The 16,897-nt window shown below is 43.6% G+C and carries 16 protein-coding genes; 8 read left to right on the top strand and 8 right to left on the bottom strand.

From position 1 onward, the window contains the following. Window positions 1-64 precede the first annotated feature (64 nt). Window positions 65-961: a LysR family transcriptional regulator gene (locus tag AB4375_RS07220; protein WP_372051258.1), complete on the bottom strand. Its 897-nt coding sequence runs from the start codon at window positions 959-961 to the stop codon at window positions 65-67. 107 nt (window positions 962-1,068) lie between these two features. Here AB4375_RS07220 and AB4375_RS07225 point away from each other — a divergent pair, with 107 nt between their 5' ends. The 3 genes from AB4375_RS07225 to AB4375_RS07235 all read left to right on the top strand — a co-directional run bounded on the left by AB4375_RS07225 (window position 1,069) and on the right by AB4375_RS07235 (window position 3,145). Continuing rightward, on the top strand, window positions 1,069-2,274 hold the full coding sequence (locus tag AB4375_RS07225; RefSeq protein ID WP_017071617.1) for a multidrug effflux MFS transporter: 1,206 nt from the start codon (window positions 1,069-1,071) through the stop codon (window positions 2,272-2,274). A gap of 100 nt (window positions 2,275-2,374) precedes the next feature. Beyond that, window positions 2,375-2,725 carry a hypothetical protein gene (locus tag AB4375_RS07230; protein WP_017057980.1) on the top strand — a complete coding sequence of 117 codons (351 nt, stop codon included), beginning with the start codon at window positions 2,375-2,377 and terminating at the stop codon, window positions 2,723-2,725. 285 nt (window positions 2,726-3,010) lie between these two features. Further along, the gene (locus AB4375_RS07235; RefSeq protein WP_010431176.1) at window positions 3,011-3,145 is read left to right on the top strand and encodes a hypothetical protein; all 135 of its coding nucleotides are present in this window, start codon (window positions 3,011-3,013) and stop codon (window positions 3,143-3,145) included. A gap of 153 nt (window positions 3,146-3,298) precedes the next feature. Here AB4375_RS07235 and AB4375_RS07240 read toward each other — a convergent pair whose 3' ends face one another. The 3 genes from AB4375_RS07240 to AB4375_RS07250 form a co-directional block, all read right to left on the bottom strand. Continuing rightward, the gene (locus tag AB4375_RS07240; RefSeq protein WP_017062739.1) at window positions 3,299-3,916 is read right to left on the bottom strand and encodes a glutaredoxin domain-containing protein; all 618 of its coding nucleotides are present in this window, start codon (window positions 3,914-3,916) and stop codon (window positions 3,299-3,301) included. Between the two features lie 68 nt (window positions 3,917-3,984). Further along, window positions 3,985-4,875 (bottom strand): DMT family transporter, encoded by an 891-nt coding sequence (locus AB4375_RS07245; RefSeq protein WP_372051259.1) that lies wholly within the window; start codon window positions 4,873-4,875, stop codon window positions 3,985-3,987. 155 nt (window positions 4,876-5,030) lie between these two features. After that, entirely contained in the window at window positions 5,031-6,029 is a 999-nt protein-coding gene (locus AB4375_RS07250; protein ID WP_372051260.1) for a porin, read from the bottom strand. Between the two features lie 375 nt (window positions 6,030-6,404). On the opposite strand from AB4375_RS07250, the gene AB4375_RS07255 reads away from it, so the two are divergent. Then, on the top strand, window positions 6,405-7,421 hold the full coding sequence (locus AB4375_RS07255; protein WP_372051261.1) for a succinylglutamate desuccinylase/aspartoacylase family protein: 1,017 nt from the start codon (window positions 6,405-6,407) through the stop codon (window positions 7,419-7,421). 314 nt (window positions 7,422-7,735) lie between these two features. Here AB4375_RS07255 and AB4375_RS07260 read toward each other — a convergent pair whose 3' ends face one another. The 3 genes from AB4375_RS07260 to AB4375_RS07270 all read right to left on the bottom strand — a co-directional run bounded on the left by AB4375_RS07260 (window position 7,736) and on the right by AB4375_RS07270 (window position 11,220). Next, window positions 7,736-8,455: a DsbA family protein gene (locus tag AB4375_RS07260; protein ID WP_372051262.1), complete on the bottom strand. Its 720-nt coding sequence runs from the start codon at window positions 8,453-8,455 to the stop codon at window positions 7,736-7,738. A 128-nt stretch (window positions 8,456-8,583) separates the two neighbouring features. After that, a complete protein-coding gene (locus AB4375_RS07265) occupies window positions 8,584-9,153 on the bottom strand; it encodes a protein disulfide oxidoreductase (RefSeq protein ID WP_372051263.1) in 570 nt (189 codons plus the stop codon). A gap of 3 nt (window positions 9,154-9,156) precedes the next feature. Beyond that, window positions 9,157-11,220 carry a protein-disulfide reductase DsbD family protein gene (locus AB4375_RS07270; protein WP_372051266.1) on the bottom strand — a complete coding sequence of 688 codons (2,064 nt, stop codon included), beginning with the start codon at window positions 11,218-11,220 and terminating at the stop codon, window positions 9,157-9,159. A 195-nt stretch (window positions 11,221-11,415) separates the two neighbouring features. Here AB4375_RS07270 and AB4375_RS07275 point away from each other — a divergent pair, with 195 nt between their 5' ends. After that, window positions 11,416-11,625: a hypothetical protein gene (locus AB4375_RS07275; RefSeq protein ID WP_372051264.1), complete on the top strand. Its 210-nt coding sequence runs from the start codon at window positions 11,416-11,418 to the stop codon at window positions 11,623-11,625. Between the two features lie 516 nt (window positions 11,626-12,141). On the opposite strand, the gene AB4375_RS07280 is transcribed toward AB4375_RS07275, so the two are convergent. Continuing rightward, entirely contained in the window at window positions 12,142-12,390 is a 249-nt protein-coding gene (locus AB4375_RS07280) for a hypothetical protein (RefSeq protein ID WP_017062732.1), read from the bottom strand. 251 nt (window positions 12,391-12,641) lie between these two features. Here AB4375_RS07280 and AB4375_RS07285 point away from each other — a divergent pair, with 251 nt between their 5' ends. The 3 genes from AB4375_RS07285 to AB4375_RS07295 all read left to right on the top strand — a co-directional run bounded on the left by AB4375_RS07285 (window position 12,642) and on the right by AB4375_RS07295 (window position 16,619). Further along, on the top strand, window positions 12,642-14,246 hold the full coding sequence (locus AB4375_RS07285) for a mechanosensitive ion channel family protein (protein WP_372051265.1): 1,605 nt from the start codon (window positions 12,642-12,644) through the stop codon (window positions 14,244-14,246). Between the two features lie 204 nt (window positions 14,247-14,450). After that, window positions 14,451-15,284, top strand: coding sequence for a RecX family transcriptional regulator (locus AB4375_RS07290; RefSeq protein ID WP_371724962.1), 834 nt, complete (start codon window positions 14,451-14,453; stop codon window positions 15,282-15,284). Window positions 15,285-15,596: 312 nt separating this feature from the next. Further along, window positions 15,597-16,619, top strand: a complete 1,023-nt coding sequence (locus AB4375_RS07295; RefSeq protein WP_241901269.1) for a calcium/sodium antiporter — start codon at window positions 15,597-15,599, stop codon at window positions 16,617-16,619. The last annotated feature ends 278 nt before the right edge of the window (window positions 16,620-16,897 follow it).

The following is a 16,897-nucleotide window of genomic DNA, read 5'->3' on the forward strand; positions in this document are numbered from 1 at the left end:
ATATATGCGTCAAGTTTATTATTGGCCGTGTTGTATAACTTTTCAAATTAAAATGTGACTTATTTCACAGAGCTTGCGTGCTACGCTCTTTGTCTAGCCTGTCTTTCAGATGGTCCAAAAAGAGCTTGGTTCGCGTGTGCGAGTAATCAAGCTTAGGGTAGTACGCGTAAACCATCACTTCGTCGGCGGTAATATTTGGCAATACTGGAACTAATGTCCCTTGCTTTAGATCCTCTTTGATCATCGCTTTGATGGTTAACAGTACGCCCATTCCTCGCTTCGCAGCATGAAACAAAGCCTCTGGATTGGTGGTCGCAAAGTTACCATTGAGGGTGATGCGTTGCCCTTTGGTGAGTGTGACTTCTCGGGTAGGGCGCTCTCCCCAAATCAAAGAGTTGTGTTGTTCTAAGTCCTGCTCGTTGGCGGGGTAACCATGTTTAGCTAAATAGCTTGGCGCTGCATAGAAGCTGGCTTTGTGTTCAAACAGCGGTGTTTTCTTGAAGCTTAATGAGTTGAGTTGTTCTAATTCACGACTGATTACCAAGTCCAAGCCCAGTTCAGGTAATTGGCCTGGCGTGGTCGTGATCAGCTGCACCTTAATGTCTGGGTATTTTTCTAAGAAGTCGTCCATGTATTGCACCAGAAACTTAGAGCCAACCGCAATCGTAGCGCCAATCTTTAATAGGCCTGCTGGGGTTTGGTTAACCGAGCGAGTCTCATCAATAATGGACTGCCAATTGTCGAGCTGATCCTTGGCTCGCAGGTAAAAGAGCGCACCTGCTTCGGTTTGGCTAATTGATCGCGTAGTGCGCTTTAACAGTTGGGTGCCGATGCGCTCTTCTAGCCAGTTCACTCTTTTGCTGATCGCCGAGCTGGTGGTGTTAAGTTTTCGAGCAGCACCATTGAAGCTGCCTTCTTCGACTACTCTGACGTAGCTTTTTACGGTAAGAATCCAATCCATATTATTTCCTGTTGGGACTTAATAAAATTCCAATTTAGCTAATTATCAATTATTGGTTTGAATGTAAACTCATCTAATGAACAAATATCAAACGAATAGGGAATTTTTTGAGCCAATCGACCTTTAAAAAAACACCGTTACTCTTAGCAATGATGATTATTGCTACGGGGCAGGTGGGTGTGAGCATCTACTTGCCAGCATTACCGTTAATTGCTTCTGATTTAAGTGCTACTCAAGTAGATGTACAGCTTCTCGTCACGCTGTTTCTGGTGGGTTTTGGCTTGTCTCAGCTATTTTACGGACCGATGTCCGATGCGGTGGGAAGAAGACCTATCTTCTTGTTAGGTCAGGGTGTTTATTTGATTGGTACAGTCGTTTGTGTTGTGTTTTCTGACAATATGACGGCGCTAGAAGTTGGTCGCTTGCTACAAGGTTTAGGGGCGGGTAGTGCCTCGGTTCTTGGGCGAAGTGTGCTTCGTGACAGTTATGATGGTTCACAGCTTACCAAAGCGTTGTCTTATATCTCGATCACCGCGTCGATTATGCCGATCATCGCGCCTGTATTTGGTGGCTGGATTTCATTTCACCTCGGTTGGCAGGCGGTGTTCCTGTTCGTTCTATTGTATTTACTGGCGATATTCACACTGGGTTACTTCGTGTTGCATGAAACTCTGCCATATGGGAAGAGCCGTTTTGAAGTCAGCCAAGTGGTAAAGAACTACGGACGCTTGTTAACGAATCGCCAAGTGATAAGCAGCGCCAGTTATAACTGGATGAGTTATATGGCGAGTTTGGTATCGTTATCTTTATTCCCATTCTTAATGCAAGAGCAATTGGGGCTGACCGCCGCTGAGTATGGTTCATTGATGATTGTCCCTTCGGCAGGCTTACTGATCGGTAGCGTTGCTTTGAACTTGCTCAATCGTAGGTTTAGCACTCCGCAATTGATGAGCCTTGCGATTTTGATTATTTTGGCTTCGGGAACTTGGCTTCTTACTCATGAGTTATCCATCTTTAACTTGGTTTGGGCGTTTACTTGGTTGGCGATAGCACAAGGCATTTCGTTCCCATTATCAATCAGCATGTTATTAGAACCTCATAAGAAGCAAGCGGGCGCAGTATCGGCATTGTCGGGCTCTATTCAGATGTGTTTAGCGGGTTTATTGGGTGGGTATCTAGTAGAGAGTTGGGTCACGACTCATCTACAGTTAGGCGTGTTCTACCTCATTATTGGCGCAGCCATGGGCGGAGTGCTTTGGTCTTCAACCAAAATGAACAACAAAGGCGATACTGTTGAAGTGGAATATAGCTAAACACTAAATTCACTATCGTTTAACGCACCATCGTTAATACGTTGTATTTGTGCTGATGGTTTTCTACAATGCTTCGGTCCATTGAATAGGTAAGAACAAAATGCAGCAAAATGAATTTGAAGTACTGGTAAAAGCTATCTGCGCACTAGATGGCCTGCCTCAAGCGCTTGAGCTATTGAAATCCAATGAGGATACAGAAGTCGCTGAGGCTGCTGCATCACTGACTGGTCAATTTGCACTTGCTGAAGTGGAAGGCGAAAAGCGTATTTACCACGTGACGCTTCAAGAAAATGAACAAGGCGAAGAGCAAGAGTACATCGAACATGTTATGAATGAAGGCGATGACTTAATCAAATTTGCAGCTTGGTTCTTTGAAACGATGTTTGAATTGAAGCAAAAAGACACATACCAAATTGCCGGTAAAACTTACAGACAGCCAAAGCGCAGCTAGGTTTCTCAGTAAAGCATTTTAGAAAGCAGCTCTATTGAGCTGCTTTTTTTATCAGTGTCTAAATCAATGTCTTGGGTTGTTATTAGGAATGGAGCATTAAGCTCAAACCAGAATTTAGGTTAACTCATTGATATATAAAAACAATGCTGATTAGCACAGAGACAAAATTAGGCTAATTGCAAATGAATGCTTAATATTGCATTAAAGTGTGATTTAGATCTTGTTTTTGGGCGTTTTAAGTGTAGAATCCGCGCTAAAGAAAGTTGATTATGTGCGGAGATAAGCATGAATTACGAACTAGGCCACGCATACCTTGGTCAAATGGCAGCAAAAAACATGATGCACGAAGCATTGTACGGCACTTCAAAGCCAAAGAAACCATCGTTCTTTAAGCGAATGATGAAGAAAATGGCTAAATAAGCATTTTCAAAAACGGAATTTTAAAAGGCCTTAAACTCGATGAAGTTTAAGGCCTTTTTCGTTTTAGCGATTGGTGAAAGTTATCGCTTTGTTTTGTTGTGGATGGACACAAAAAATACCAATTAAGCTTCTGACTAATGGCTTTTAATGAACTCAGCCAGCAGATTGATTGGATAAGTCGACCACATTATTAGGGATGCTATCTAAGCCATTCTCTTTCATCCACGCTTCTAAGTTATCGGCACCACCGATGTACTTACCATCAAGCCAGATCTGCGGGACGGTGACCGGTGTTTTCTCACCAATGTGTGCTTTTACCTCTGGAATCATACGGTACAAAGCGGCGCTGTCTTTTACGACATCGTGGTATTGGTACTCAACACCCGCTTCATCCAGCATTTTCTTCGCTTTAACACAGAATGGGCAGGTCGCCTTACCATAAACGATGTTGCCTTTTAGGCTGTCTCGTTTGGTCCACTCTTTGATCACCGATTGGATTAACACACCGCGATTCAGCGCTTCACCTTGGCTGACCACTTTGCCTTCAACAACAAGGATTGGAGCATGCCAAGAGCCTAGTTTTAGCGGCTCCCACCAGTGAGACAACCAATCTTTCACTTCCAGTTCGACATCGACATCGGCCAACTCATTCTCAAAAGTATCCTTCAGAATGTCTTTGGTAAGGGTACATTCTCCACATGGGATGTTAACTTTAAATGGACCCCAGCTGCCTGCCCAACGGTATAGTGTAATCTTGACTGGTTTCTTCATGGTTACGGCCTCGTTTGAATTCTCTTATCCATATAGAACGGACTGTCGAACTATTTATTTCACCAACCTTAAACTTTCTTCACTTTCGAAGGTTTTTTGGTTTCCCAGTGCGTTATAAATGCAACTGACGCAATAATAATAGCAGCCCCTAGCCATAAACGACCCGGTGGAACCCAACTAAACACAATCCAACCTGCTAAAACATTTAGCGGTAATTTGGCGTGGTCAAAAGGTTGCACAAACGAAGCATCAGCGACTGAGTAGGCTTTTACAATCGCCCATTGAGCGAGTGACGTCATAACACCGATAACAATCAAGATAGCCCAAATTGTACCGCCGCTTGGCGTCTGCCAATCTGGCGCGGCAAGCAGGATGTTAAATGGTGTGATTAATAGCAGCAGGTAAACCACCATGGTTGAAGGGCTGTCTTGTGAAGAGAGCTTTTTCACCATCAGTGAGTAGCATGCCCAGAAGAAAGCGGCACCGACTGGTAATAACGTTGCCCAGTTAAAATCTTCAGCCCACGGCTCTAGAATCACCATCGCACCGACGAAGCCTGCTAAGGTCGCGCCCCAGCGAGCAGCCCCAACTTTCTCTTTTAAGAAAAGCCCTGAACCAATGGTTGCAAACAATGGCGATGTCATGAGAAGGGCAATGCCTTGCCAAATTGGTACTGGGTAAGCCAGTGCCCATATCCAAAGTTGAATACCAATAACAGACAAGAAGACACGGAATACGTGCAATTTGAGGTTGTCGGTTTTTAGCGCGCGGCGAATACCCAGCGTTTTTAGGTAAGGAAGAATAGCGAATAACGCGATGGCGTATTGAATGACGGCGACGGTGGTAGAAGTAAGTCCGAAATGAATGCTAGCAATTTGAGTTAGGCTGTTAATAACGGCAAAGGCTAGGCCTGCGGTTAGCATCCAGCTAGCGCCTTGGATCGGATGGTGTTGTGACATGATGCTTCTAATTATTTGATGTGGTTCACCTATGATACGGATTTAGCACCACTTAACCAGAAAAAGCATTGATGAAGTCAGTCAGAATATTTGAATATGAAAAAAGGTTGAGCCATTGCCCAACCTTTTTAGTCTGTATCTAAAGTCGATTTAGATTAGAAGTCGTAACGTACACCTAGGCGAAGAGAGTCTTCACTTTGTGTTTCTAAACCTGCAACTTTTACGTCGTCTAGATTGTTTAATTGGTAAGCAATGTATGTACGGATAGATTTGTTGAACTTGTAAGTACCAGTCAGCTCAAAGAAGTCAGCTGTGTCTACAGTTAAGTTCTGTGTCGCGTCTTTTTCTTGTTTTTGGTACAAAGCAGCCAATTCAAACTGATCTGTTAGTTTGTACTTAGCCGCAACTTCTACACCAGAGAACTCAGTTTTTGCTTTGTCGTCTAGGTCACCCATTGTGTAGGTTGCACCTAGGTATAAAGCATCCATTTTGTAGTTAATACCAGCAATCAATGCTGTAGCTGAACCATTACCAGTACCGTTGTCGTTACCTGAGTAACCAAGACCGAAACCTAAGCCCATCGGTAGTGTGTAAATGCCAGAGATACCGTAACCGTCAGTATCTTTGTCTTCACCAGCAATCAAACTTGCTTTAAGAGAAAGTGCGTCTGCGTCGTAAGCGTATACAAACGTGTTATTGATTTGCTCGTCACCTGCATTGATGAATGCTTTTTGGTCACCAGAGTAGATAGTAACATCCGACATTTCTGAGATTTGAGCTGCAGCTGTATCTTGACGACCTACTGATACTGCGCCGAAGTTACCTTCAAAACCTGCATACATGTAACGTTGCTTAAAGTTGTCAGTTTCATCATTGTCAGCTGAAGAATTTACGCCTTGTTCTGCTTCGTAGAAACCAAAACCAGATAGGTCGCTAGTGATTTCTGTAGTACCGCCAACATTTAAACGTACACGGCTTTTATTTTTCATTGTTCCGTCGATTTCTTTACCGCCTGAACCAATGAAATCACCACGGAATTCCGCACGACCGCCAATTTTAAGTTCTGTACCGTCAGAGCTGTAAACTGTTGCTGCTAGAGATGAACCTGAAACTAGTGCCGCTACCACTGCAGAAGCTAGAACTGCCTTTTTCATAATCACTTACCTTGTATTTTAAAATCCGTGAGCAATGTGCTCTCCGTTTCGATATGAAGCTAATTTAGAGCAGATAAATTAAGCTTTCATTTCCATAAAATTACATTTTCGTGAATGGGGAACTTTTTAAGTGTTGATTTTATTGCATTTTTATTTCATGCGACTGAGTGTTCTATGAATAGTTATACAAGTTGCGTGTATTTCAAAGGTCACATTGGCAAGTTTTACCTTGCAATCACGTATGTCGATGGTGGTGAATTTTGGCTGCGCTGAGAGCTTGTTAATCTGATTAACTGCTTGTACTGGTAAGGATATCCTCTATGATGCAAAAACTTAGAAGAGAATAGATTCTGCTCAACAATATGGAGACGTTGGATGAAAACAGAGTACTTAGGCGATGTTTTACAAGGTAGGCAGGTTATTGGCTCCTTGAATGTTGAAGACCTACCCGTTGGAGAGCACCAGTTTTGGTTTCAAGTCACCAGTGATGGGCTAGGGCAACCTAAGAACATGCCGGTTTCTGTTTTCAAAGGCAGTCAAGAAGGTCCTAAGTTGATGATCACCGCCGGTATTCACGGTGATGAGCTAAACGGAGTGTTGGCTTCACAGCAAATTATCAGGGACTTAGTCGGTAAAACGCTCAAAGGTACGGTAACGATTGTGCCTACTGTGAATTTGTCTGGCTTGCTGAACCATAGCCGTGATTTCATCTCTTCGGATCCGGGTTCTTGCCCTGCTAATCTTAATCGACTCTTTCCGGGTGACGTGAATGGCTTGGCTGCGGAGCGCTTTGTTGCGTCTTTGTGGGAGCGTTTGCTTAAGCATAATGCCACCTTCGCCGTTGACCTCCACACTCAAACTCGTGGCGCAGTTTATCCACTTTATGTGTTTGCTGATTACCGCATAGAACAATGTTTGGAGATGGCGAGGCTGATGCAGCCCGATTGTGTTCTGAATGACCCTGGTGACCCAGGTATTTTGGAAACGGTTTGGAATCGAAGTGGAATTCCGAGCATCACGGTGGAAGTTGGGATGGGGAAATTTACTCAGCCTGACATGATTCAACGAGCGGTAGACGGTGTTTTTAACATGCTATCTTATTATGAAATGTTCGAGGTTGAAATAAATCATCCCGAGAAAATGCAGCTGCCGAGCATGGATTGGATAGAGGGTAATGATGTGGTTTCTATCCGCGCTGATATTGGTGGCTTTGTATTGCCGCAGGTTGAGCTTCTACAGAGCGTAGAGCAAGGTGATTTATTGGCCATTCAATATGACGCTTTTGGTAATGAGTGTCGCCGTTATCACGCGCCGTCTGCCGGACGTGTCCTTAGCTATAACGTGGATGCGCTAAGGGAGCCGGGTGCGCTTGTTTGTCGCTTGCTAAGTTAAGGCTCAGTCGGTTGGACGTTTCCGTGTTAATGCACTGTGTCGCCATTAAAACACGCAAAAAAAAGACCGAGCTAGGCTCGGTCAAAGGACAGTTGTCTAGAGTAAGCACGTCTTGGACTCATCGAGAGAACTGCTTTTAGAGTAGCGAGGCTAGATTAAGAATCCATTGCAAGATAGTGACACTTCGACTGCTTTTCTGTTTCAAAAATAATATTGAAAACATTACCTTAAGCTCATCAAAAGCCGACTGTGAGTTACGCAGGTCGGCTTTTTATTCACTTCTCTTTCGAATTTTTATCTCTATCTACACTCGATTAAAAAGCGTCGTCCACGATCTCTTTTAATCGGTCGTAAGGCACATATCCTGGTAAAACATTTCCGTTCATCATCATGGTTGGAGTGCCCGTTAAGCCGAGTGCACTGAACGTTTGATGGTTAGTGGTTAGAACCTGGTTTTGTTCTTGAGTTGTTTTTAGTTCCGCCTCTGTTCCCGTCTTCTTGGCAACGGCTTCTAGTGAGCTTTTCGAGTGAATACCGCTTTTCGCCATCAGCAATCTATCAACTTCAGGGAATGCTTCTGGGTTATCTTTCCATACTTTCATCGCGTATAGCGCCGCGTTGGTGTCTAGCCCCGCAACTTGTTGTTGCTTAAACGATAAGTACACGTTGATCACTTTAATGTCGCTGTTTTCAGAGGCTAATTGAACCAAGCCTTTTTCCAAGCGCTTACAGTAAGGGCAGTTATAGTCGGTAAAGTTAATGATGACCGATTTACCATCTGGATTGCCAAGGATCGGGTGAGCGTCATTGTTGTATAACCAATCATGGCTTTCCGCTTGGGCTTTCTTCGCTTGCTCTTGACCTGCTACGTACTGCTCTAAACTGGTATGCAACCCAGAGATTGTTGAAGGGTTATCTTTCAGGAATTGATTAATTTCTTCAAGTTGTTGAGTTTGCTCTTTGTTTAATTCTGCGAAGGCATTAGTACTCAATAGTGAGCCTAAAATCAGTGCGCTTATCAGATGCTTTTTCATATTGTCTTTTCTCAAATTCGTGATAATCGTGAGCGCTTATTGGGTTGCGCTCACATTAATGTTGTTTGTTAAACGGGCTGAATCGCTTTATTCACTTAGCTTTGCTCTGTTTTTTCTTTGTGAGCGAGTTAGGCAAAGTAGGTTCTTAACCACAGCCCTATAGGAGAAGTAACGCCTGTTGCGATACTGCTGATCTTTCCGTCTTTGATGATGACGATGCTTGGAGTGACATTAACGCCCCAACTTCTGCTGATTGATCCAGAAAGATCATTGATAACAGGGAAGTCATACTCTTTTGCATCCAAGTAGCGCTGGACACGCTCGTCTGGGCCAGACGATAGAGCGACCGAAACCACCTGATGGGAGTCGTTGAAGCTATTGACGGTTGGGCTCACAAATTTGCAGGCACCACACCAAGTCGCCCAAAAGTAGACAATGACTGGCTTACCATTTTTGCTTAGCTCGATAACATCAATATCTTCGCCTTGGAGCGATTGACCCACAATTGGAATCGCATCGCCCTGAGGCATGCTTCTGCTGTGATAAAAGTCCATGGCAAATGAAACCACGCCAACGATCAATATCATTGAAACCAGTTCCTTTCCCCACTTCTTAAGACGACTTGGCTTTTTGGCCTCACCCTTTACAGCGTCGTCTTCAATCGTGCTAGATTTATCTTCATTGTTGGGAGTCTTCATCAGTTATCTCGCAGCGTCGATGGCTTGAACGACAGTGTCACTGTTGAGAATGACAGGCAGTGGAATACCGCTTTTATAGCTCGGGCCGTAGACGATATTAAATGGCACACCAAATCGCCCATTACTTTGTAAGTATTGAGTGACACTTTCACTTGGTGTTGTCCAATCACCTTTCATCAAAACAATGTCTTCTTGCTGTAGGTGACTGTAGACAGGGTCTTGAAGGATGACGCCGATCTTGTTGGCTTTACAAGTGATACACCAATCAGCAGTCACATCAACAAACACCGTTTTGCCTTCATCAACGAGCTGAGGGATTTGCTTCGCATCCAGCTTTTGCCAAGCGAGATCGTCAACAATCGGAGTCGCCCAGTTATCAGCGGTGACACTACCGACGATCAATGCAGCACCAAACACCAAGGTTGTGGTTGCGACGATAGGAATAAGCACCTTGCGACCCAACTTACGGCCAATCCAAATCAATACTGAAATCACGATAAATAGCGACAGCAGGATAGTTGGGAATTTACCAATGAATGGGCTAAGGAGGCTTGTTAGCCATAGGCTGGTAATGAACATCATTAAGCCAAATACCAGCTTAACTTTGAACATCCACGCCCCAGGCTTTGGAAGCAATTTGGTTAGGCTTGGGAATAGCGCAAAGATCAACCAAGGCGCACTCATACCGATACCAAGCGTGATGAAGATAGCCCATAACTCTTGGTAGCTTGCTCCAAGTGCATACGCGACAGCGGTTCCTAGGAATGGCGCGCTACACGGCGTTGCTAACAGCGTTGCAAACATGCCTTGAACAAAGTGGCCTGAATGTGAGTCATCGCCTTTGGTTGCCATCCAGGTGTTTAAACCTGATGGTAGTCTGAATTCGAATAACCCAAGCAGGTTAATCGAGAACAGCAAAGTGATGATCAGCATGAACCCGATGAACCAAACGTTTTGGAATTGGATTCCCCAACCAATCGCATTACCACCCATTTTTAGAGCAGTCATACCTAGAGCTAACAGCGCAAATGATGTAATGACACCTGAAGCAGAAGCTAAGAATGAGAGTCGAATATGACGATTAGATGCACCTTGGTTTTGAATGATGCTGTTTAATTTCATTCCTAAGACTGGCAACACACATGGCATGATGTTGAGGATCAAACCACCAATTAAAGCGAAGCCTATCATCGCCAAAAAGCCGTTGTTGCTTGTTTGGTAAGCGATCGGTTCTGAGCCAACTTTGGCCGTCATCTCTTCGGCGAAATTAGTGTCTGAAACGGTGACACTCACGTTACGGTCCGTTAAGTCGACTTCACCTATCCAGTTGCTCACATCAAATACGGCCGTCATTGTATTGTCTGTGATGTGGACGCTTGGTTGAGAGAAGAAGTCATCAATCACTTCTTGCCCGTCAATCAACACCATCGGCTTATCCCAGCCATTTTTACTTGTCAGCTGAGTAACCAGTTGCTGCTTGCTCTTGTCCCAAAATAGACCATTGACTGAAGTGCGATTAGATTCTCGTGGAGATTGGCTCATGCCTTGGTTGAACAAGAACATCGCTTCTTCATCGAGCGCTAAAGTTTGTGGGTCAATCGGCAGTTCGATATCGTAATCGGTTAACACACAGATATTGGTACACGACGGAAAGGTAAACGATGCCCTGAATATCGCAGGCTTCGTGTTGTCTTTCAGGGATAAAGTGACAGGAAAGCTGACATGTTTTTTGTAGCCTAACGTCATGACGTCAAGCTGCTCGTAGTATTTAGGTATCGGCCAGTGCCACTCTACTGACTCAATGTTTGTTGAACCAGACCAGTCCCAGCTTGGCGGAATGCCACCTTCGCCTGGGCTGCGCCAATAGGTTTTCCAGTCGCCGTCGAGCACGACATCGAGCACGGTTTGGATCTTAGAGCCGTCATCCGACTGTTCACCCGTCGACATCATTCGCATTTTAACAGGCGGATGCTCAGGCACACTAAGCCAGCCCGTTGTCTGTGCCAAGGCGGTAAATGACGTCATAACCAAAAGGGCAGTGACTAAGGTTTTCGCGCATGTACGCATAGAGAATGCCAATGAATCGACAAACTTAGTTAGTAGTGTGTTGTACACAAATGTATCTCCAAAAAATAAATAAAAGGGTGTAGTAGCCCGGTTATTTACTCTCTAAATATACAGTGCTTTAAATGCAATCGGTGTTTTGTCGGTCGAGTAGAGCGATGATTGTCTCCGGATAATCTCGAGATGTGCGGAGATAAGTTGAATGCAACAGCAATCATCAGAACGAAAGGGATCAGCCAGCCCGTTTTAGGTGCGGCAAAGGTCAGCATTTTCGAACTTAGGCTGCATGAATTTGAATTGGGGGACGTTAACATTTTTGAGGCTTCTAAGCCGAAAACGCTGGCGTATAGAACAGCCATTTTTTCTGAAGAAGCGATGTTGGTTTGGGGATTACTGGTTTCTGTATGAGTTTGTGTGCCAACTAGGACTGATTGGCCATTAGCGGATGCAGATAACGATACTTTCTTGACGGCCAGAGTGCTCGCCAGACAAGTTACGATAACCAGTCCGGTAAGGAAGAGCGCCCAAAGCGAATGCTTTTGTCGGCGGTTCTGTGTGGATAAGAAAAGTAGCGATGTGTTCAGCAAATTAGTCAGTAATCAAATCTGTTAGTCGTTAAAGCAAGCTCATTGAATTGTGGTTAGCTTAGATAAGTTCTCTTCGTGCCACAAGTCATAAAATGGTTAAAGTGAAACTATGTATAAATGCGGGAAACGGCAGATACACGATAAAAGACGCATAAACACCAATTCACGCGAATACGACATTGAGCTGTAGCTAAAGCTCACAACAACTGAAAGTTATCGCTAATTATTCTGTATTGAGTGGTTTATTAACTATCAGGACGGGACAGGCGATACAAAAAAGCCCAACAGATCGTCAGTGAACGTGTTGGGCTTTAATCATTGGTGCTATTGGAAAGGCTTAGTGAGTGCGGCGAGGGCCGTTACGTACCAAGTCTTTACCGTTATCAAACACCTCTTTGGTGATCCAGCGAGCAAGCAGAACTTTATGGCTGCTATTGAATACAGCAACGAAGTGACGACCATCTGAATTATTGGTTGCCATGCCTACACCTTCAACGCCTTCAAGGCCTAAACCGCCAGCTTCCACTGAAATTAGGAATTGCTCTAGTTCTTCTAGAGACTCAATAATATCAAGTTCGTTGTTCATTTTTATGCTCTCTTGCTGTGAGCCAACATCGTATTTAGGGCGCTTTAGTGCTGTGCTCGAATGAAGATATTGGCTGTTGTTCTTTGTTGGATGCGTACTCTACAGGTCATAAGAGGGGATTGGAACTCTCAAATATTAGAAGCAGGCTGATAATTTGCGAATTTTTAACATAACATACGTTTAAATGCTTGTTATCCATATTCTTTTTACTACTATTTATAGGGTCAATTTAGACAGTGATAGGAATTAATATGATGAAGGTTTGGCGTTGTCTATTGTTAATGTTGGCGTTTGTCGCATTTGGAAGTTATGCGCAGAGCGTTGAGAAAATCGCAGAAGTACAAGATCAGTTAATGCTCGATCTAGCAACATTAGAAACGGCGCATGATGCTGAGAAGCCCTTTCTTGAAGATATCTTAAGGCGTAAGAATCAGGGCCTACGCGAAGAGATTTTTTCACAGCTATCGTCAGATAAAAAAGAGGGGCTGGATGTCACTCTTGCTCAGCAGGTCGAACTGCTACAAAAATTGCTGTCGTTGAATGAAACTAAAATCGTTTCAATGAGTAAAGAAAACCGTTCAGCTGAAGGTGACGCTAAAAAACGCCTTGAATTGCGTATTCAAAAACGAATCGGAATGATGGATGTCTATTATCAGCAGCTTGCTAAGACCTTAAATTGGTCGAAAGAGCGTGGTGTTGATGTTGCTGTTCCTGAAGGTGAGCTCAAAACGGCACTTGTTTCTCGTTCTCAATATCTTACTAATGCCATTCTATACACGGATACACAACGTCAAGATTTAGAACGCCGGTTATCTTATGTAAGTGAAGAAGAGAAAGCGACGATTAAAACTGAGCTTGAACGCTTCAGTGAGCGAACTAGCGTTATGGTCGCGAGCTTAGAAGAAACCATCGCGCTAATGGAACCGTTTGGCGTGGATGTGACTTCGTACAAACGTGTTTTGCTAGCGACGACAGGTGACATTAACGCCGATGTGTTGGATGTTGGTGTTGCACTGGAGCTGTTGGATGGTTGGCTTCGTTCGTTCAGTTCATGGGCTTTTGAAAATACCCCTTCTTTTATCGTTAAACTTGCTCTGTTTCTCGGTATTTTGTATGTAACTCGCCTTATTGCTAACGTGGCTCGCAAAACCGTTCGTAAGAGTGTTTCGCACTCTAAAATGGACTTCAGTGTATTGATGCAGGACTTCTTTGTATCCATCGCATCTAAAGCGGTCGTGTTTATTGGTTTGCTTATCGCACTGTCTCAAATAGGGATAGAGCTAGCACCTCTTCTTACTGGTTTCGGTGTAGCCGGTGTCATCATTGGTTTCGCATTGCAAGACACACTATCTAACTTTGCATCGGGTTTGATGATCTTGATCTACCGTCCTTATGACGTCGGTGACATGGTTAAAGTGGCAGGCGTGCAAGGCACGGTAAAAGACATGAGCTTAGTATCGACGACTGTTCAAACCATTGATAACCAACGCTTGGTGATCCCAAATAACAAGATCTGGGGTGACGTGATCAACAACATCACGGCAGAACGTGTGAGACGTGTTGATATGGTTTTCGGTATTGGTTATTCAGATGATATCGATAAAGCGAAAGCGGTATTGAACGACATCATTCTTGCGCACCCTCTAGTACTGAAAAAACCGGAGCATATGATCAAGCTTCATACCTTGAATACGTCTTCTGTTGATTTCGTAGTACGACCTTGGGTTAAGACTGATGACTATTGGGATGTGTACTGGGATGTAACGGAAACCGTGAAGAAACGCTTCGATGAAGAAGGCATCACGATTCCATTCCCTCAACGAGATGTACATATTTACAATCACGAAGAGAACTAAACGAAAGATCTAGTATGAAAAGCTATTACGAAAAAGCTAAGCATGGCTTAGAGCCATCATTCTTAATGTGATATCAAATGGACGCTGAACAAGCGTCCATTTTTATTGGCTGCCGCTTATGTTGAGCTTCATTCTTTTATGTCACTCAACCACCTTAGAATTACGTTATGATGGGGTAGGCTTAATCTGGAAAGTTGAAATCGAATGGACGATTCACAGCAAAAAACGAATACTAGAAATACAACGGTAAGAAAAGCGACGCGAATTGAAAGTGTTATGAACTCTGCGATGTGGCATTTAACTCAGAGAGACATGACGGAAAGCGAGTTAGTGGCGAAGCTCAAAGTGAAAACCGACAATCAAGAATGGATCGATGAAACTCTAGGGACATTGAAAGGCTTCGGGTATCTCAAGTCTGACCAAGTGTTTGCAGAACAATTCGTGGAACAAGCTTTCTCTGGTGAATTCGGTTCTCGATACATTGTCGAAAAACTGAAGAAGAAGGGGCTGACCGATTCAGTGATTTCTGATGCAATCCATAAAGTGTCGTTCGAAAAGTCTATTGATGAACAAACCATCTTGATAGACCGAATCAACCACTACTATTCAAGCTTTACCATGAGCCGTGAAAAGCTGGTTGCGACACTGCAAAAGCGTGGCTTTAGCTATCAACAAGTTAAGGTAGCGATTGACCAGCACCCACAAGCGCATCAACTGAAAAGTAACATTCAAATTAAGGCCGAGAAAGCCGACTTGGAAAAAGAGGTGCTCAAGTACGCTCGTAAAGGCAAGGGCCTGACCGCCATTCAGCAAGAACTTAGACAACGACAAATCGACACAAGTGAGCTGTCATCGCTCATCGACCGATTGATTAATGAAGAGCAGCTAGATTTCTATTCTTCTTGTTTAGAACAGTTGCAGAAGAAGCCTTATGACCTAAACGATCATAAAGAACGCTCTAAGGCTTACGCGATGCTAAGTCGAAAGGGGTTCTCTTCTGACGAGATCAAATTTGCATTGAGTGAAGATAACGAATAACTAAGCCGGAAAAATTTCCTATTGTAGTATGTTGGTTTGTCCTAAGTAACTATTGGACAAAAGTGTGTCAACGGTTTTGCTAAATTAGCAAATTACGGATTAGTCTACGTACTGCAAATTGCTTTTCTAGCTCTATGCGTTTATAGTCTTCACCAGTTTGAGGGAGTAGCTATTTTGCTTTGCTAGCATTGCAAAAGGTTGTGTCAACATATTTGACCAGACGTCATGGTGCAACCAGTAGTTTTTAGTACCTACCCAGCGAGACTCGAACAACTTACACACTTTATGCGAGGGCTAAGTGTGGGGTTGTTCGTGTTTGTTATAAGCCCTCTGAATACTTATTCTATGACTGTTTTTTTACTCCCATCGTTAGCGTTATCAATCGGCTTAGTTTTAGTGGCATTCAGTGCAGATCGGCTTATTTCTGCATCTGCAACCTATGCCAAGCATTGCAACATATCATTGATTTTTATAGGTATGACTGTTGTTGCGTTTGGAACATCGGCCCCCGAATTACTCGTATCCGCCGTTGCTGCTTTAAATAATGCAGGAGAGTTGGCTGTAGGCAATGGTATTGGTTCTAATATTATTAATATTGGTCTTGTGCTTTCCATTGCTGTGTTAATGGCTCCCATCCAAGCTAACAAGCGCTTTATCAAAAAAGAGTTTCCGATATTGGCAGGATCAATGCTGATCTGTAGCGCACTGATGTCCACAGGAAAGCTAAATATTACAGACGGTCTATTATTGGTGATTTTTCTAGCCGTATACTGTTTCTATTTAGCTAAGTCCGTAAGACAAGGTGAGGTTTCTGAAGATGATCTCGAGTTCTTGCCATTAACTAAAAAACGAGCCGGGTGGGAAAGTTTAGTGATGTTGTTACTGCTGTTAACCTCATCGCGGTTAATGGTCTGGGGAGCGGTTAACTTGGCTCAACTAGCTGGTTTGAGCGAGCTTACCATTGGATTGACTATAATTGCATTTGGGACAAGCTTACCCGAACTGGCGGCTGCGATTGCTGGAGTGCGCAGAGGAATGTACGACATTGTATTTGCCACTGTAATAGGCTCGAATATTTTCAATTTATTGGGAGTAATCGCTATACCTTCGATAGTAGGTCAAGAGTTGATCATTCCAGAGCAAGTCGTAAGCCGAGATATTCCTTACATGATTATTTTAACAGGGGTATTAGGTGTAATGCTTGCTGTTCCCTTGCTTAAATCACAATCATCGAGTAACAAACAAGCCACTTACACTCTTCATCGTTGGGGAGGTACTTTGCCATTAATGATATTTATAGCTTACCTAACAAAAGTAGCTAATTCGGCATTTTAGGACCTCGAAGAACATAGTTTCGAATTCTGTTAACTAACATCCGAAAGACAACATTCACCTTTATATCCTCCCCAACAGTTAATGCTGTTGGGAGATAATCTTACTATTTCTGCCAACATGTTTAGGTTCAATACCCAGAGTGTTTATCCGTTTCTAACATTAGAAAATTTTGGATAATCTCAGCAGACTCGCTTAACGAAGAGCAATTACTCTAAGTGAGAATGGGGCAGAAACAAGCTAGTAAAACAGCACCAACCCTTGTGATCACCAAGCGATTC

Source organism: Vibrio sp. 10N.261.51.C6 (genome assembly GCF_041471785.1).
GTDB classification, from domain to species: Bacteria; Pseudomonadota; Gammaproteobacteria; order Enterobacterales; family Vibrionaceae; genus Vibrio; species Vibrio crassostreae_C.

Bases quoted from the DNA above. Each gene is read 5' to 3' on its own strand.
- AB4375_RS07290 (WP_371724962.1), top strand. From the start codon at position 14,451: ATGGACGATTCACAGCAAAAAACGAATACTAGAAATACAACGGTAAGA.
- AB4375_RS07240 (WP_017062739.1), bottom strand. From the start codon at position 3,916: ATGAAGAAACCAGTCAAGATTACACTATACCGTTGGGCAGGCAGCTGG.
- AB4375_RS07255 (WP_372051261.1), top strand. From the start codon at position 6,405: ATGAAAACAGAGTACTTAGGCGATGTTTTACAAGGTAGGCAGGTTATT.
- AB4375_RS07230 (WP_017057980.1), top strand. From the start codon at position 2,375: ATGCAGCAAAATGAATTTGAAGTACTGGTAAAAGCTATCTGCGCACTA.
- AB4375_RS07265 (WP_372051263.1), bottom strand. From the start codon at position 9,153: ATGAAGACTCCCAACAATGAAGATAAATCTAGCACGATTGAAGACGAC.
- AB4375_RS07250 (WP_372051260.1), bottom strand. From the start codon at position 6,029: ATGAAAAAGGCAGTTCTAGCTTCTGCAGTGGTAGCGGCACTAGTTTCA.
- AB4375_RS07235 (WP_010431176.1), top strand. From the start codon at position 3,011: ATGAATTACGAACTAGGCCACGCATACCTTGGTCAAATGGCAGCAAAA.
- AB4375_RS07285 (WP_372051265.1), top strand. From the start codon at position 12,642: ATGATGAAGGTTTGGCGTTGTCTATTGTTAATGTTGGCGTTTGTCGCA.
- AB4375_RS07245 (WP_372051259.1), bottom strand. From the start codon at position 4,875: ATGTCACAACACCATCCGATCCAAGGCGCTAGCTGGATGCTAACCGCA.
- AB4375_RS07270 (WP_372051266.1), bottom strand. From the start codon at position 11,220: ATGCGTACATGCGCGAAAACCTTAGTCACTGCCCTTTTGGTTATGACG.
- AB4375_RS07280 (WP_017062732.1), bottom strand. From the start codon at position 12,390: ATGAACAACGAACTTGATATTATTGAGTCTCTAGAAGAACTAGAGCAA.
- AB4375_RS07220 (WP_372051258.1), bottom strand. From the start codon at position 961: ATGGATTGGATTCTTACCGTAAAAAGCTACGTCAGAGTAGTCGAAGAA.
- AB4375_RS07260 (WP_372051262.1), bottom strand. From the start codon at position 8,455: ATGAAAAAGCATCTGATAAGCGCACTGATTTTAGGCTCACTATTGAGT.